Annotated in this window: 11 protein-coding genes; 4 read left to right on the forward strand and 7 right to left on the reverse strand. The window is 45.0% G+C overall.

Annotated elements, in window-relative coordinates; genetic code table 11:
- Window positions 1-72: 72 nt before the first annotated feature.
- Window positions 73-2,433, forward strand: a complete 2,361-nt coding sequence (locus tag Q4519_RS14660; RefSeq protein WP_303513477.1) for a fatty acid cis/trans isomerase — start codon at window positions 73-75, stop codon at window positions 2,431-2,433.
- A 135-nt stretch (window positions 2,434-2,568) separates the two neighbouring features.
- Here the strand turns inward: Q4519_RS14660 and mukB are convergent, their stop codons facing one another.
- From mukB to mukF, 3 genes are all read right to left on the reverse strand, one after another.
- Window positions 2,569-7,032 carry a chromosome partition protein MukB gene (gene mukB / locus Q4519_RS14665; protein WP_303513478.1) on the reverse strand — a complete coding sequence of 1,488 codons (4,464 nt, stop codon included), beginning with the start codon at window positions 7,030-7,032 and terminating at the stop codon, window positions 2,569-2,571.
- A 2-nt stretch (window positions 7,033-7,034) separates the two neighbouring features.
- Window positions 7,035-7,769 (reverse strand): chromosome partition protein MukE, encoded by a 735-nt coding sequence (mukE, locus tag Q4519_RS14670; protein WP_232799701.1) that lies wholly within the window; start codon window positions 7,767-7,769, stop codon window positions 7,035-7,037.
- A gap of 69 nt (window positions 7,770-7,838) precedes the next feature.
- Window positions 7,839-9,197: a chromosome partition protein MukF gene (gene mukF / locus Q4519_RS14675; RefSeq protein ID WP_232799702.1), complete on the reverse strand. Its 1,359-nt coding sequence runs from the start codon at window positions 9,195-9,197 to the stop codon at window positions 7,839-7,841.
- A 257-nt stretch (window positions 9,198-9,454) separates the two neighbouring features.
- On the opposite strand from mukF, the gene elyC reads away from it, so the two are divergent.
- Window positions 9,455-10,216 carry an envelope biogenesis factor ElyC gene (gene elyC / locus Q4519_RS14680; protein WP_232799703.1) on the forward strand — a complete coding sequence of 254 codons (762 nt, stop codon included), beginning with the start codon at window positions 9,455-9,457 and terminating at the stop codon, window positions 10,214-10,216.
- Between the two features lie 153 nt (window positions 10,217-10,369).
- Window positions 10,370-11,125 carry a triose-phosphate isomerase gene (gene tpiA / locus Q4519_RS14685; protein ID WP_303513481.1) on the forward strand — a complete coding sequence of 252 codons (756 nt, stop codon included), beginning with the start codon at window positions 10,370-10,372 and terminating at the stop codon, window positions 11,123-11,125.
- A 158-nt stretch (window positions 11,126-11,283) separates the two neighbouring features.
- On the opposite strand, the gene Q4519_RS14690 is transcribed toward tpiA, so the two are convergent.
- From Q4519_RS14690 to Q4519_RS14700, 3 genes are all read right to left on the reverse strand, one after another.
- The gene (locus Q4519_RS14690; protein WP_303513482.1) at window positions 11,284-12,273 is read right to left on the reverse strand and encodes an AAA family ATPase; all 990 of its coding nucleotides are present in this window, start codon (window positions 12,271-12,273) and stop codon (window positions 11,284-11,286) included.
- The gene (pnuC, locus tag Q4519_RS14695; protein ID WP_303513483.1) at window positions 12,266-12,850 is read right to left on the reverse strand and encodes a nicotinamide riboside transporter PnuC; all 585 of its coding nucleotides are present in this window, start codon (window positions 12,848-12,850) and stop codon (window positions 12,266-12,268) included. Before pnuC ends, Q4519_RS14690 begins: the two co-directional genes overlap by 8 nt.
- Window positions 12,851-13,092: 242 nt before the next feature.
- Window positions 13,093-13,341, reverse strand: coding sequence for a DUF3297 family protein (locus tag Q4519_RS14700; RefSeq protein WP_232799707.1), 249 nt, complete (start codon window positions 13,339-13,341; stop codon window positions 13,093-13,095).
- 309 nt (window positions 13,342-13,650) lie between these two features.
- Here Q4519_RS14700 and trpS point away from each other — a divergent pair, with 309 nt between their 5' ends.
- Window positions 13,651-14,664: a tryptophan--tRNA ligase gene (gene trpS, locus Q4519_RS14705; protein ID WP_232799708.1), complete on the forward strand. Its 1,014-nt coding sequence runs from the start codon at window positions 13,651-13,653 to the stop codon at window positions 14,662-14,664.
- Window positions 14,665-14,885: 221 nt separating this feature from the next.
- Here the strand turns inward: trpS and uvrB are convergent, their stop codons facing one another.
- The gene (gene uvrB / locus Q4519_RS14710) at window positions 14,886-16,883 is read right to left on the reverse strand and encodes an excinuclease ABC subunit UvrB (protein ID WP_232799709.1); all 1,998 of its coding nucleotides are present in this window, start codon (window positions 16,881-16,883) and stop codon (window positions 14,886-14,888) included.
- Window positions 16,884-16,960 lie beyond the last annotated feature (77 nt).

Raw genomic sequence — 16,960 nt, forward strand, 5'->3', positions numbered from 1 at the left:
TTACGCTTTCATTTACTGGCCTTAACTGCAAGAATTCATCTGCGTAAGGATTACAGAAATGATGAGAATATAATGTTTAAACACATGGCAATACTTAGCCTTTTCGCGTTACTAACTGGCTGTTCAAGTTTTTCAAATACCCATTTTGCAGATCTCTATGGCCCAGCATTGGTGCGCGATCGTATGGTCAACCAACAAAGTAGCGACGCAATATTTTATCACCAAACAGTGCGACCAATTTTGGATCAGCGCTGCGTGGTTTGCCATGGTTGCTACGATGCGCCCTGCCAGTTAAAGCTCACCTCGCCGGAAGCCATTGAACGAGGCAGCTCTAAAGATAAAGTATTTAGTGGCACGCGTTTATTTGCCGCTACGCCGACACGCTTGTATGAGGACGCTGCCACCACCGAGCAATGGCGTAAAAAAGGCTTTTCTCCGGTATTAAATGAAAGGGAACAAACCGAGCAAGCCAATGTGGCCGCCAGTTTGATTTATCAGGCTCTGCTACTAAAACAAAAACACCCTTTAGTTGATACTCGCGCTCATGCTGACGCGTTTGATTTTTCATTAGATCGCAACCAACAGTGCAGCACCATCGAAACCTACCAAGACTTTGCTAGCAATAACCCACTGGCAGGAATGCCTTATGGTTTACCAGCCATTGCTGTCGATGAACAGCACCAACTAACAACTTGGATTAAAAATGGCGCCAAAATGGCTGCAAAACCGCCCTTAGCCAACCCTATACTACAAGAGATAGATCTATGGGAGCGCTGGCTTAACCGCCCTTCCCTTAAATCACAACTTGTTGCGCGTTATATATTTGAACACCTTTATCTTTCTCACCTCTACTTTTCAGCATTAGCCGATACCGCAAATAGTCCTGAATTTTTTACTCTAGTGCGCTCAAAAACACCACCCGGTCAGCCAATTGAACGGATTATTACTCTACGGCCTTATGATGACCCCAAGGTCGAGCGGGTCTATTACCGTTTTCAACGCGAGCGCGAGACCATATTAGCTAAAACCCATATGCCTTACGCTCTTAATGAACAGCGTATGGATCAGCTAAATCAATTGTTTTATCGCGTCGACTATCAAGTCACGGCTCTTCCAAGTTATGAACCAAGTGTTGCTGCCAACCCATTTATAGCTTTTGAAGCTCTACCAGTAGCAGCGCGTTATCGCTTTATGCTCTTGGAAGCACAGAACACCATAATGGCATTTATTAAAGGCCCTGTTTGCCGAGGTCAAATGGCGTTAAATGTCATCAACGACCATTTTTGGGTGTTTTTCTCTGAAGGGAGCTGGGAAAACAGCGAAGGGTTAGCCCAGTTTTTAGCGCAACAAAAAGACCATTTACGGATCCCTGCTGAGTCAGCCAGTAATTCAACGGTGCTCAGTAGCTGGTTCACCTATTCAAAAGCGCAAAAACGCTACCTTAAAGCGAAACAAGGTGCTCTTGCACAAGCCTTTGAGAATGGCGAAAAACTCGATTTAGATTTGGTTTGGGACGGAGAAGAAACAAACACTAACGCTGCCCTAACTGTATTCAGACATTTTGACAATGCATCTGTTGTGAAAGGCTTAGTCGGGCAAGCGCCAAAAACAGCTTGGTTAATCGACTACCCGATACTAGAGCGTATTCATTATTTACTTGTCGCTGGGTTTGATGTCTACGGTAATGTTGGTCATCAACTGAATACTCGCCTTTATATGGATTTCTTACGCATGGAAAGCGAGTTCAACTTTCTCGCTTTATTGCCACCGGACTCACGTATATCAGAGCGCGATCACTGGTACCGCAATACCAGTGATAATATTCAAAAATACCTTAAGGCCGAGCAAAGTCAGTTTCATTACCCAAGTGATGTTACCTACCAAACTAACCAGCATAAACTTGAGTTGTTTAGCATGCTAAAAGCAAAGCTCGGCCCTGTGTTAAAAAATAACTACGACTTACAGCAAGTGGATGTTAGCGCCAGTGAATGGGCAAACCTTGCCACACTATTTGAACTGCCAAGCACTGCTGTCAATCAGTTAGCCGAGGTATCGGTGTTATTGGTACAAGATGGCAAGCAACAGCGACTCTATACCCTGATTAAAAATGCAGCTTACAGCAACATGTCCAGCTTGCTTAGAGATAGCAATAATCGCTTACCTGGCGAAGATAACCTGACGGTTGTTCGAGGGCTTATTGGTGACTACCCAAATGTGTTTTTGCATATTCAAGCAAGCCAAATCCCACAGTTTGTCAGGACATTACAAGGAATAAAGTCAGACCAAGATTACAGCCAACTGCTTGACCAATACGGCGTGCGGCGCTCCAGCCCAGTATTTTGGGCTATAAGTGATCGGGTATTAAACCAAGTAATGAAAGAGCAACCCATTTCAGGCGGACTTCTCGATTATAATCGCTTAGAAAATCGTTAATTTTTTTTGCAAACCCATTGAGGGATTTGGCTAATCTATAAGTTAACAAGCATCATGGCTTTGTAGTGGGTAAATGTAAAAAAGGCCTGTTTTGCAACAGGCCGTTCAATATACATATTGGTTCCAGTATTTAGCTTAAATCAGCTCTGGAATACTGCTTTCTAAGTTGGATTCCGTTTCCGTTTTGCCATAACCAAAACCACGTAAGCCAACCACATGTACGTGCTCATTGTTACCGTGGGTTTTACGAATAAGCTTATAGGTGGTGCCATTTTCGGGGCTGATATTCTCCGGCGCGGCGATAATCAACTGCATGTTTTGACGCTCACACAGCTCAAATAAGGTAGAGATAGAGCGAGCATCTAAACGCGCAGCTTCATCTAAGAACAATAAGCGACAAGGTAGCACATCACGGGCGCGGAAACGGCGTGACTCTTCTTCCCACGAATGCAGCACCATCAACAAGATGGCTTGTCCAGTACCTATCGCTTCACCCGTTGATAACGCGCCACTTTCTGCGCGAAGCCAGCCTTCAGTGCCGCGGCAAACTTCAATTTGCATTTCAAGGTAGTTACGGTAATCCAATAAAGCTTCACCTAATACCTGATGGCTGCGCTCACCTTGATCTATGTGCGGATTTAAGCGTTGGAACAGTTTCGCCATCGCTTCCGAGAAACTCAGTTCATTGTTACCAAACAAATCTTGATGCTGCGCGCCCTGCTCGGCTAACGCGTTAAGTAGCGTTGAGTAGGCCTCTCGTAACGATACATTTAAACGTACGCCCGCTACCTGACCAAATGCCACACTTTGCAGCCCTTGGTTTAGGGCGCGAATGCGATTTTGCTCACGGCGAATGGTGTTATTGATCTTGCTGGCCACTTCATGAGCCGAAATCGACAAGTGAGATTCACGCTGCTTCAACTCATCGGTTAAGCGCGCTAGCTCAATTTCCATTTCTTCAATCGCTTCAACGGGGTCGTCACTGCGAATAATGTCATGACGAATACGCTGTTTCAGGTGCTGATAGACCGACACATAAAACATTACCTTACGCTCAGGCTGGCGACTATCTTCTGAGTAACGCAGTGCGTCGCGTAGCTCTTCATCATGAGCCACCGACATTCTCAACGTCCCTAATGCCTTATCCGACATGGATTTCAGTTCATCGCTATCTAGGTATTTCAGCTCAGCGCGATCAAGACGGCGTGCCACGTCATTTTGCTGCGCTAAGGTTTTAACTAGGCTCCAGCCGGATTTTTGCTTAACTAAGGCGGCGCGTGCTTGGTGATAACCTTTCTTCACCGACTTTTCGCTAGCGGTTAAGGTCGACACTTCTTTTTCAGTAACTTTTAAATGCGCGCCGCTGCTGTTGCGTTTATTGCGGGTTTCAATTAAGTCTTGTTGTACTTGCTCTTTATTGGCTTTTGCTTTGGCTTCACTGTCGTGACTCAGCACCACGCCTAGGGCCGCTAATTCGCTGTGATTTTCTTGCAAGGTTTGTTGTTTAGCTTTCAGGCTTGCAGACAACGCCACCTGCGTTTGTTGCTCTTGATTTAAACGCTCGCGACATTGCTTTTCTTGCGCTTGGGCTTGCTGGCGCGTTTTCTCTGCCAACACGAGTTTGGCTTTTAGCTCATCGTTAATTTGACTGGTTTGATCCAATAATGCTTGCGCATCGTGATACGAGAAATGAGCCAAACGGGCATGTAATTGCTCTAAGTGATAACACTGGCGTTTTTTCGCCGCTAACTGTGCATCCACTTGTTCCAGTGTGGCTTTTAGCACTTCAATGTCTTGTGGATCGTATTGCAGGTAGTCCACATGAGCGGCTAAGCCAGCCAATGCACTCTTATGCTGAGTTAAAAATTGCACGGCCTGACGCAGTTGCTCGGCCATCTCTTGCGCATTTTCCAATCGAGCCGTTACGGTATCATCACCAATCAAATAAGCCAGTGGCTGGATTTTATCCAACAGTTGCAGCTGAGCTTTAATGTTCTTGAGGGTTTGCAGTAATTGTGTTTGTTGCTGCTGCGCACTTTGGTTTTGCTGCTCTAACGCGCGAATTTCTTGCTTATTCGCTTCTAATTGCGCTTGCGGATCTGCTTCAAATACGACGGCCAGATGCGTTGCGATAAAGTCATTAAATTGATTGTATAAACGCAGTTTCTTTTGCTGCTCAAACGACACGCTGCCAAATTCTTCAATCAAGCTATCACGGGCTTTTTCAAGCTCTGCAATCCGCGCTTCACGCGCTGCGCGGCCAAACAGTGGCGTTTTTGGATGAGGTGAATAACGAAGCTGCCTAGCACCTTCACGTACCAATACCGCTTCACCTAAATCAGTGGCGTTAAATAGCTCTTCATCAAACGCATCGGGATCGCCTTGGATCAGGTATAAGTCTTCTGGGCAGTTTGCGACATTTTTCAGCTTTTCAATTGCCGCTTCTAAATCACGTACCACCACACCATAACGCGCGGGGCCGTATAGCGCAGAGTAATAAGGCGCATCTTCCAGCGGGATATCATCATAAACATCACTGAGTAATACGCCGCCCAAATCAAGGGCAATGCTGCCTAAGGTTTCGTCTGTTTCCCCGCCAGCATTTTGCAAACGACGAATTTGCTGTTCAAGCTCGCTCTTTTGCTGTTGTAACTGCTCTTTACGCTGTTTCAGTGTTTGTTCTTGCTGCAAGGTTTGCTGCATCACAGCGCTGACGCTGCCGGCATCTTCAAGGCTTTGCTCTGAAGATTGCTCAAGTTTTTGTTTTTCCGCCTGAGCCACCAGCCATTTTGGCGCAAACTGCGTTAGGCGCTGATTACTTGCCGTTAACGAGGCTAATTTTTCTTTGTTGGTGGACAGCATATCGGCTAATTCAGCTTGCTGTGCTTGCTGGGTTTCTTGCTCTAACAACCAATGGGCTTGTTGCTCGGCCACTTGCTGTTCTTGCTCAAGATTTACCGAAGTTTGACTGGCATAATCGGCTACCCATTGCGTAACTTGATCTTGCTGTTTTTGCTGGCGCAAGGCATCTTGTAAGCTGCGCTCAATTTCAGTTTTACGATTAGTCACGCCGACATATTCTTGCTGGCGTTGCAGCTGCAATTTGGCTTGGGTGAAGGCTTGTTTACGATCGACACTTGGCTCTATTTGCGTTAAATAGCCCAAGGCTTGTTCAAATTTTTCCAGCGCCGCATTAGCCATTTCTAGGCGATGCTTAGCCTCTAAGACTTGATGAGTTAACTCTTCTTCTTGCCCTTTAAACAAAGCCAGTTTGTCTGCTGCTAATTCCGGCATTAAATCAGGCGTATCGCAGCTTAATTTCGCTTGCTCTAGCGCCGCCACCGCTTGCTTGTATTGAATGGCACGGGTTTGCTGAATATCCAGCGCTTGTTGATAGTCACTTAATTGGGTTTTCAGTGAGTCAACCTCAGCTTCCGCCGCTTGTTTACTGGCTTCAGTTTCAATAAACAGAATATTGGCTTGTTCGAGTTTTTCCTGTTGTTCTTCAAGCTGCGCTAGGGTGATATCGATTTCAGCTTGGTATTGGCTAATTTTGCTTTGTAGCGCCACCGCTTGGATGACTTTTTGTAACATGTCGCTGGCATGCTCTAGTTCTTTTTCTAACATGCTTTCGCGGTTAGTCAGGTTTTCCAGCTCGTGTTGCAAATAAATAATCCGGCCTTGCTCTTCTTTGAGCAAACGCTGCGTGTCTTGTAATTTGGCGCGATGGCTGAGCGCTTCATCAGAGAATGCTTGGCGCTGACTGCCTAAACGAACATATTCCGCCGCCACGTAATGGGTGGTTTCGGTGATCAGGTTCTTAAATAAATCGCGATCACTTTGAGTTTGTTTAATGCGCTCTAAGGTGTGACGGTTTTCTTTGATCGCCGCTTCCATGTCTTGAAAGGCTTTGCGAATGCCGCTGTTTTCAGGCAATAAATAATCGCGCAATGAACGGGTAATGGTGCTGGAAATACCGCCGTATAATGAGGCTTCAATTAAACGATAAAACTTACTGCGATCTTTTTGGTCACGCATTTTTTTCGGAATAACGCCCATATCAAACAAAAAGTTATGATATTCGTTAATCGAATTATATTTAGTGACACGAGCACCGCCAATCTCTGCGGCTGCGGCGCGCAGCTCGCTAAATTGCCTCACCCGAGCTTGGCCAGAGGCTAAGGTTTCGAGTAATAATTCGGTCGGTTTAATCTCTTCAGGTAAGTCCATTAACGCAAACGGCGTAATGTTCACTTTTTTATCACGCCCTGCTATTTGTTCTAAATGCACGCCGAGCCAAATCACTTGGTCGTGAGAGTTACGCACCTGTAGCATGCTGTAACAAGGGCCTGATTTTAACTTACCGTATAAGCCTTTATCCCGTGAGGCATTAGAGCTGCCTGCTTCGGTGGTGTTACGAAAATGCAGTAAGGTTTGGTCTGGGATCATCGCCGTAATAAACGCCGCCATGGTGGTGGATTTACCTGCGCCGTTACCGCCTGATAACGTCGTCACCAGCTGATCTAACTCAAAGGTTCTGGCAAAAAAGCCGTTCCAATTAACCATGGTTAATGATAAAAACTTGCCGCGATTTGCCATGATTATACCTCTAACCCTAATTGTTCTTCGTTATCACTGTCTGCATCATCGGATTGTTGCAGTTTTTCATCCGTTGGCATGTCGTCGTCATGCACTATCGCTTCTCCTTCACGAATTAAGCGCATTTGCACTTCACGTGGGTCTTCGTCGGTGCGCACATCGGCGCCAAAACGAAAGATTGCTTCGTTTAGGGTGAATTTATCCACTCCGCCAATTAACGTAACCATGCCTAAACGGCGAAAACGGCGCAGACAACCTTTTACTTTCTCTTTTAACTTTTGCTTATCTAAATCTGAGCCGCCACTGCGCTGGTTCACCATGCGTAATAACTGCGTTTCATCTGCGAGGTTAGCTAGCTCTTCTAATAATTCCGTTAAGGTAAATACCCCTTCATTGGCTAAACGCTCTGGGCTTAAATATAAATAACACAGCACTTTGCCCACTAACATATCAAGCTCAGACAATACGCTGCGACCTAACAAGGCGTTAGATTTGGGCCTTAAATAGAAAAACCCTTCAGGGGCTTTAATTAATTCCACTTGATAACGGCGATAGAAGAACTCTAACGCTTCATAAGCATCGGCTAGGTATGAATGGGCCTGAAAATCATCACTACAGATATGCCGGCCACTGCGCAACTGCGCATCAATTTGCGGAAATAAAGGATTGGCTACCGCGCGGGCCAGATCCTGGGAAATATATTGTTCTGTGCTGTCGTTTAGATCGGTTATTTGCATCTGTCACTAACTCCTGCCTTTACTGGCAAAAAGCAAAAAATAAAAAAGTTGTTAAGTAAAAACTCAATGCTATTGGCCATCAGTGTCATAGGTATCAATATGATGCGCCTGAATTTTAGCCCCAGTGGTGTTAATGGGTCGCCATGGCGCCTGTGCCCCGGTAAATTTCACTTCCGCACTCGATAAGCCCAGTTTACAGGCTTCATCAATGACTAGGCGGGCAATATCAAAATGCTGCACACTGGGGTAATCGGCCAAGAAATCCCGTAACACCATGGCTAATTCAAGGGGCTGTTGATTGTCTTTAAACTGCGCCAAATAGGCTTCTACTCGCCCAGCCACTTCATTTTGAATATCCACCAGCTCTTGGTATTCCATTTCTTGTGGCACTTCACCGGTGATGGTTTCATCGCGGAAACTCAAGGTTTCATCGCGCAGCTCAAGAATACGGTCTTCTTCGGCTATCACTAAATGCCAGTTATGTTGACTGAAATTTTGTACCGACTCGCGTAAACGTTGACTAAAGGCGCGGTTTTTGTCCATGTCGATGGCGGTGCGAATAAACTTATGCACATGTCGATCGTAGCGGGTCCATAAATCGATAGACTGTTGACCCCAAGCAATGATGCCATCTAAGCGGGCTTGTAAGTTAAACACTAACACTTCAATGTGTTCGTAGTCTTCATTGCCGTGCACGGTTTCTTGAATATTAAGCAAACCCGACTGCAGCTTATCGCCCGCTGAGGTGAGTGTATCTTGCAATTCACGTAAATGACTGCTGGTTTCGGCTAATAGCTGCTCACAGGCGCTAATAGCTTGGCTCCAGTTTTGGTGCAGTAACTGGGCAATGTTATCTTTCGCTGCTTGTTGTTGGCTGTCCATGGCGCGCTGGGTTAAATCGATGCGCTCAAAAATATCTTCCACTGAGTATTTCAGTACACTGTAAACCGACTCATCCCAATATTGTTCATCACCGCCCTGCTTAGCCGCGTCATATACTTTGGTAATTTCAGCCGCAACTTGGGTGAGTAGAATAGACAATTTAACATTGGAATAGGTTTTTTGCTGGGCATAAAAGTTAACAATGCCCAGCGCTAAGGGCGTTAATCGATACAGGCTTGCGGTGTCCATGGTATCTGCGCCAAAGCGATTAAATAATTGTTGGCGACAAAATTCATTCACCGCGTTGTTAGCACGCTCGGTCTGAGTTTCATCCACTTGGCCAAAAATGTCGCTCACCAAACGAAACGCATCATGAAGCTGTGCTTCCGTTAATTCAGCCCCTAACTCTTGCTCTGCTACCACAGATACGGCAATCAAAAAGGCTAGTCGGTCAGAAGACAGATTTAAGCAAAACGCCTCTTGCTTTACCCAACCAACGAGCTCAGGTAAGTTCTTTTGTGCTGCTAGCGTGTATTTTTTGGTCATCGTGTTCCCAAATTTACCAAACGAGTTCAATCTATACCGCGCGACTCAAGTAAACTTGGGGAACGCAGTAATATCTGTATAATTGCTAAGAATCAAAAAGATAAAGTCGAAAGCCTGCTATAAATAAGGCCTTTGTTACCTTTTAACCGCGAAATAAAGCTATATTAAGCAGATTAAATAAGGCCGCTATTTTGGCACAAGCCGGCGCTGCATAAAACTGGTAATATTTGCGCAATTTCGCAAACGGAGATATTGCTGTGTTTTTACTCAAAAAGTGGTTAGGCGGATTGCTTAAACCCCTGCCATTTTCACTTATTCTGCTTACCTTTGGTTTATTACTGTTGATAATGACCAGCAAACAACGCTTTGGTAAATTTGTCCTCTGCTTGGGTTTGATAACGTTATTAGCATTTTCATCTGAGCCTGTCAGTGGCTATCTTATTGCCAGCCTAGAACGCCAATATCCAGCCTTTAACATTGAGCAAAAAGTTGACACCATTTTAGTGTTAGGCCACGGTGGCCTTGCCGATCCTGATTTAGCCATTACTGGCCAGCTGTCTGGCACTGCCATCTCGCGCTTTGCCGAAGCGTTTCGCATTTGGCAGGCTAACCCACAAGCAACCATTGTTGTCTCCGGCTCGAATTTTGGCGATAGCAAAACCCATGCTGAGTTAATGGCAACCTTAGCACTCAGTTTTGGCGTACCCGAGGCGCAGATTAAGCGTTTAGACTACACTCGCGACACTCCCGATGAAGCCAAAGAAATGGCGCGATTAATCAAAGATAAACAAGCGGCACTGGTCACGTCAGCAAGCCACATGCCCCGCGCCATGAAACTGTTTGCCCAGCAAAACTCACAGCCTATTGCCGCACCCGCCTATTACAAGCAGCGCAACTCAACATTACCCGAGCCAAGCAATAGGATGATCCCAAGTGCCTACTATTTAGAGCGCTCCGAGATGGCTGTGCATGAGTATTTAGGCATTTGGTGGTCAGAATTACGACAAAACATCAAATAAAGAGTGATCTGGGTCACATTTATTGTATTTATGAAAATTAATTACACATTTATTTGTTCAAATCACTACTTATAAGCCAACGGCCTTTTTATAATCGGCGGCAGATTTGGAAAATAATTTACTATTCATTTGATAATCATTGGAGAAATGGACATGAGAACACCTCTAGTTATGGGTAACTGGAAACTAAACGGCACTAAAGAATCAGTTGCTGAGTTACTAAACGGTCTAGCTGGCCCTGTTGCTAAAGCAACAGGCGTAGAAGTAGCAGTATGTCCTCCTGCCATTTTCATAGGCCAAACTGAAGCGCTTACTAAAGACGGCGCAATTGAATTTGGCGCACAAAACTGTGACCTAAACGTAGCGGGCGCATTCACTGGTGAAACATCAGCGGTAATGGTAAAATCATTCGGCGCGAAATACAGCCTTGTTGGCCACAGTGAGCGTCGTACGCTACACGCTGAAACTGACGAAGTAGTTGCTGCTAAATTCAAAGTGATCCAAGACAACGGCCTAGTACCTGTACTTTGTATTGGTGAAACCCTTGAAGAGCGTGAAGCTGATAAAACTAACTCAGTAGTTGAAACGCAACTAGCAGCAGTTATCGCAGCGCACGGCGTGGCAGCTCTTGAAAACTCGGTAATCGCGTACGAGCCAGTATGGGCTATCGGTACAGGTAAAGTAGCTTCTAAAGAGCAAGCTCAAGAAGTTCACGCGCACATCCGTCAATGGCTAGCAGCGCAAGATGCTAACGTAGCGGCTAAAGTACAAATTCTTTACGGCGGCTCTGTTGGCCCAGCGACTGCAGCTGAGCTATTTGCACAACCAGACATCGATGGCGGCCTAGTAGGCGGCGCTTCTTTAAAAGTGGCTGATTTCACCGCTATCATCGAAGCTGCTCAAGCTTAATATTAGATTTTAAATCTGATTAAAAAGCGCCTAGCGAGTTAACTCGTTAGGCGCTTTTTTGTAGGGGCTGAGCTTGCTCAGCGAACATCACACATTCCCTGAGCCACAAAAAAGCCAATCAACTTGCTCAACATACAAGGAGAAATATACTCGTTTGCTTATCCAGAGCTCAGGTTAAGTAGCTTTTCTACCGCATCTTTCACCAACTGCTCTCGCCTATTCCAGTCATTGCCATCAATCACGACAAATCGCAAGCCTAAACATTCTAGTTGCGTTTTTAAAAACTCAAACATGTCAATGCGAAATGATTCGCCATAACGAGTACCATCGTCAATCCAAGGTACATCAGGCGATAATAATAAGTATAAATCAGCGAAATCCTGTAACGGGTAGTCCTGACTATCCACCTCTCCCATTAACAATTGCTGCCAAGCCATGGTTTGGATCAGATCGGTGTCTTCTATCAGATAAGGCCCAGCGTGCTTAGCAAGCGCATTACGCATTGCAATGTGAGTGTGTGTTAAGCTACGAAAATCTTGCCGCGTCCAGTTCTGTCCTTGCTTGAGGGAAGCATCATAAATACGACCATATTCCGTCATCAGATTGCTCAATTGACCACTAGGATCAAGCCGCTGTGCCAACCGCGCTGACAAAGTCGACTTGCCCGTGCTCTCAGGCCCTAAAAACGTAACACGACGCTGAAAATGAGCCCGCACGGCGGTGGGTATATAACGCCAATGTTCATGGGGGGCATTTCTGATCATAGTAGCTGAAATGTTAACGCTACTGCGGCCAAGTGGCACCGCAACAGCGCCAATTTCGTAAGCAAGTTGCACCACGTAATCTTCCCCACCAAAAACATAGTCAAAAGGGCCAAATGGGCTAAGCGCATCACGCCATTTTGGCCAAAAGTCGGGGTCGTCCTCAGGCTGTTGAGGTAATGAATCATCAAAAAGTTCACGCACCTGAATGTTCTCGCTAACACTGCTTCTCACCCAGTGGCTACGTAAACGGCCATCAATTGGCTCTTGGCTAACTGCGCATACTAATACGGTGAGCTCATCCACAAGTTGAGCTGCGGTGTCAATCACCCACAGATGACCATGATGAATAGGCATGAACTTGCCAAGATATAAGCCTCTAGTCACGTGATGCTCTCTGCCATTGTAATAAACCTAAGATAGCAAGTATCAAAAACACGCCATACAGCGCTGCTGTGGGCAGTAAACCTTTCACTATAAACAGTCCAATGGCTAACACGTCAACGGCAATCCACAGATACCATGATTGCAAATGTCGGCGCATCAATAATATTTGCGCAGAGACACTCAACGCCGCAATTGCACCATCCCAAAATGGATGTGTTGCATCAGTATATTGTTGCATCACCACGGCTAAAATAAGCCACAATGCACTTGTAGCCAACAATCCCTGACTAAAATGACGATGATTTAGATAGGCCACTTGAACCTTGCCATCAGGGGCTTTATGTTTCAGCCAATAAAACACGCCATAACATTGCGTGATAAAGAAAAATACTTGTAATAATGAATCACTATAAAGTTGATAATCAAAGAAAATTTTGGCGTAAAGCACCACCATAATGAAACCAAACAGGTAGTTCCACAGCGACCGTTTAATGATCAAATAAACATTAAGAAACCCACAAGTCACGGCAATATACTCAATGGCGATACTGCCTATCATTTGCTGTATAAAATCCACTTATCAACTCCATTTGTGATGGCTATCTAGCCACATATCAATTTATATAAACGCGGCTAAGCTTATGTATTTTATCACTGAATCGCTTTTTCTAGGCAATAAAAATAGCTAAGGGGATTTTATGTAATTTAAAATGAAAAAGAAGGGAAAGAAGGGAACGGTTGATACCGGCAGATTTCTTAAACGAAAAAACAAATTAGCGATCAACCGCGCCTAAGTAAGACGCGATTTTATTGAAAAACTTAAGAATAATAAGCTTCAACAGTGCCTTTTAGGGTGATCAAAAGCGGTTGACCACGGCGATCTAGCGCCTTCGGCGAAGGAATTTTAACCCAACCTTCACTGATGCAATATTCTTCAACATCAAAACGCTCTTTGCCGTTAAGTCGAATGCCAATATCGTGCTCAAAAATCTCTTCTACATAATTTGGACTACGTGGGTTACAAGATAGGCGATCAGGTAAATCTGGTTTCGATAGCGTGTCGTTCATGTTCATGACCTAAAAATATAAAGTGCGTTATTGTAGACAATGTCAGCGTGGCGCTCAAGCAGATGTCATCGTCAAATAACTGCTACGGTTAACTTAAACTTCAGCCTTAAATTATTTAACCCTTGAGGTTTCAAAAATTCCTTGATAAGTTCAAGGAATGAAAACATTTAATTCACCTACCATTTCCTTTTTCTGGTGGCGCTCTTTTTAGAGCGGCGCGGAATTTTCACATTCTTAAGCTGCTGGTAGGTAGCTAAGAATGTCAGATCTTTTTTATCTCCAGTAGCATTTTTTCACTTGGAGATATTCATGAACATAGCAACTAAACCAGAGATTATTTTAACCGGCGATAGAGCAACTGGGCCGCTGCATTTAGGCCATTATGTTGGCTCTCTTCAACAGAGAGTATTATTGCAGTCGCAACACCAACAAACAATACTGGTGGCCGACATGCAAGGCCTAACTGATAACGCGCATAATCCCGCGAAGGTATCATCCAATATCCTTAATGTGGTTGCTGACTACTTAGCGGTTGGCATCGACCCAGACCAAACCACCATTTGTCTACAATCCCAATTACCTGCCCTTGCCGAGCTAACCATGTACTACAGTAATTTGGTGTCTATTGCTCGCCTAGAGAGAAACCCCACTGTCAAAACAGAAATTCAAAGTAAAGGCTTTGACCGTTCAATCCCCGCCGGTTTTTTAACTTACCCAATTTCTCAAGCGGCTGATATCACTGCATTTAACGCAACTCTGATACCAGTCGGCGACGATCAACTTCCGATGATCGAACAAACTAACGAAATAGTAAGAAAAATTAATCACCTAGCAAACAAAAAGGTCCTGACAGAATGTCGACCACTGCTCAGTAACGCGCCGAGATTACCCAGCACAGATGGTAAAAATAAAATGTCTAAAACCATGGGCAATACTATTAACCTTGGCGCGTCTGAACAAGAAATCAGTGCCGCGGTAAAAGCCATGTATACAGATCCAAATCACCTAAGGGTACAAGACCCTGGTCAAGTCGAAGGCAATGTCGTGTTTACTTACTTGGATGCTTTCCATCAGGATAAAAACACTGTTGAACAGCTTAAAAGCCAATATCGCCATGGTGGATTGGGTGATGGCACAACAAAAAAGATATTAGAAGAATGCCTACAAGAGCTGCTTCGTCCAATACGCCATAAGCGGGCAGAATATTTAAACGATAAGGCGCAATTATTGGCCATTTTAAAACGTGGCAGTCAAACCTCAAAAGAGCAGACCGAGCAAACACTGCTTGATGTTAAAGCGGTATTTGGCCTAAATATTTTTTGAACTAAGGGCCGCCATCCAACCTTAGGCTGTTGCACCACAAACTACTGGTGGTGCAACTCTGTCTAGCCACTGTACTTAGTGGCATAGTGAACGACGCGAAAAGGCGCTAACGCACTAGAAATGACCAACAAAGATCAACAGGCCGTAGGAAGCTGTTAATTATCAGTACAGGATCGCCACGCTAGAATAACCTTGCAATCGCCATACTGCTTAGCTGTAGCTTAGCCCAGGGCTAGCAACTGCTGCTGCAAACTTGCTACTTCGTCGCGCATTGCCGCTGCTTGTTCAAATTCCAAGTTTTTGGCATGTTCAAACATCTTGCTTTCACATTCAGCGATTTGTTTTAGCAAGGTTTGCGGGTCAACTATCTTATACTCACCCTTCTTCTCTGCGACTTTATTGAGTTTACTATTCCCTGTGCCCATCGCCATAATATCCAAAATGGCTTTATTCACCCCTTTTGGTGTAATGCCATTATCAAGGTTGAATTGATGCTGAACTTTGCGGCGACGCTCAGTTTCATCAATGGCCTTACGCATTGATTTAGTCATACTGTCTGCGTATAAAATGGCTTTACCTTTAACGTTTCGAGCCGCGCGACCAATGGTTTGGATTAACGAACGCTCCGAGCGTAAAAAACCCTCTTTATCGGCATCTAGGATCGCCACTAACGATACCTCAGGCATATCTAAACCTTCACGCAGTAAGTTAATGCCGACAATCACATCAAACACCCCCAAACGTAAATCACGAATAATCTCCACCCGCTCAACGGTGTCGATATCAGAGTGTAAATAACGCACTTTTACGCCATGGTCGGCTAAGTATTCGGATAAATCTTCCGCCATCTTTTTAGTCAAAGTGGTGGCGAGCACGCGCTCTTTTTGTGCTACCCGTACACGAATTTCCGATAATAAATCATCCACTTGAGTCGCCACTGGCCGGACTTCAATTTCAGGATCAAGTAAACCGGTTGGGCGAATTATCTGCTCGGCAAACTCGCCATTGGTTTGCGCTAACTCATAATTGCCCGGAGTCGCTGACACATATAAGGTTTGCGGCGCGATGCGTTCAAACTCATCAAACTTTAATGGTCGGTTATCCAGCGCAGAGGGTAAACGAAAGCCATATTCAACAAGGGTTTCTTTGCGAGATCGGTCACCTTTATACATCGCACCAATTTGCGGCACCGTGACATGACTTTCATCAATGATCATCAAGCCATCGGCAGGTAAATAATCAATCAATGTCGGCGGCGCATCACCTGGCGAGCGGCCAGATAGATAACGGGAGTAGTTTTCTATGCCAGAGCAGTAACCCAACTCTTGCATCATCTCAATATCGTATTGCACCCGCTGGGTAATACGCTGCTCTTCAATTAACTTGTTATTGTCGAGTAACTGTTTTTTACGCTCACCCAGCTCAACTTTAATATTCTCAATCGCATCTAATATAGTTTGCCGTGGCGTCACATAGTGAGTTTTAGGATAAACCGTGATCCGAGGTACATCTGTTAAACTCTGGCCCGTTAGCGGATCGAACAAGCTTAGGCGCTCAACCTCGCCATCAAACAACTCAATACGCACCGCATGTTTATCCGATTCAGCCGGAAAAACATCTATCACTTCGCCACGCACGCGAAAGGTACCACGACTAAACGCCATATCATTGCGGGTATATTGAATTTCCGCCAAGCGACGTAAAATATCACGCTGATCAATTATATCACCCGTGGTTAAGTGCAACATCATCGACAAGTAGGATTGCGGATCACCAAGGCCATAGATGGCGGAGACAGACGCCACGATGATGACATCACGGCGCTCCATTAGCGCCTTAGTCGCCGAGAGCCGCATCTGTTCAATGTGATCATTGACTGATGCATCTTTATCAATAAAAGTATCAGTGCTGGGGACATACGCTTCAGGTTGGTAATAATCGTAATAAGAAACAAAATACTCGACAGCATTGTTCGGAAAAAATTCTTTCATTTCACCATAAAGCTGCGCTGCCAAGGTCTTGTTTGGCGCCATAACTATAGTTGGCCGGTCTAACGTTTTGATCAAATTCGCCACCGTGAACGTTTTACCCGAGCCCGTGACCCCAAGTAGCACTTGATGCGCTAAACCGTCATTAAAACCTTCAACTAAAGTGCTGATGGCCTCTGGTTGATCACCACTGGGTTTAAATGCAGATTCGAGTTGAAATGATTTTTTCACTGATAGGCTCCTTTGGATAAGTATGCACCGTAGCTCAACTGACTATATTTTACCAACCGAAAAATCGCGCTATTTTA

It is taken from the genome of Motilimonas sp. 1_MG-2023, from assembly GCF_030547455.1.
GTDB lineage: Bacteria > Pseudomonadota > Gammaproteobacteria > Enterobacterales > CBDFNC01 > Motilimonas.

What these genes read in the sequence shown, in the direction of transcription:
- Q4519_RS14660 (WP_303513477.1), top strand. Translation starts at nt 73, where the DNA reads ATGTTTAAACACATGGCAATACTTAGCCTTTTCGCGTTACTAACTGGC.
- mukB (WP_303513478.1), bottom strand. Translation starts at nt 7,032, where the DNA reads ATGGCAAATCGCGGCAAGTTTTTATCATTAACCATGGTTAATTGGAAC.
- mukE (WP_232799701.1), bottom strand. Translation starts at nt 7,769, where the DNA reads ATGCAAATAACCGATCTAAACGACAGCACAGAACAATATATTTCCCAG.
- mukF (WP_232799702.1), bottom strand. Translation starts at nt 9,197, where the DNA reads ATGACCAAAAAATACACGCTAGCAGCACAAAAGAACTTACCTGAGCTC.
- tpiA (WP_303513481.1), top strand. Translation starts at nt 10,370, where the DNA reads ATGAGAACACCTCTAGTTATGGGTAACTGGAAACTAAACGGCACTAAA.
- Q4519_RS14700 (WP_232799707.1), bottom strand. Translation starts at nt 13,341, where the DNA reads ATGAACGACACGCTATCGAAACCAGATTTACCTGATCGCCTATCTTGT.
- trpS (WP_232799708.1), top strand. Translation starts at nt 13,651, where the DNA reads ATGAACATAGCAACTAAACCAGAGATTATTTTAACCGGCGATAGAGCA.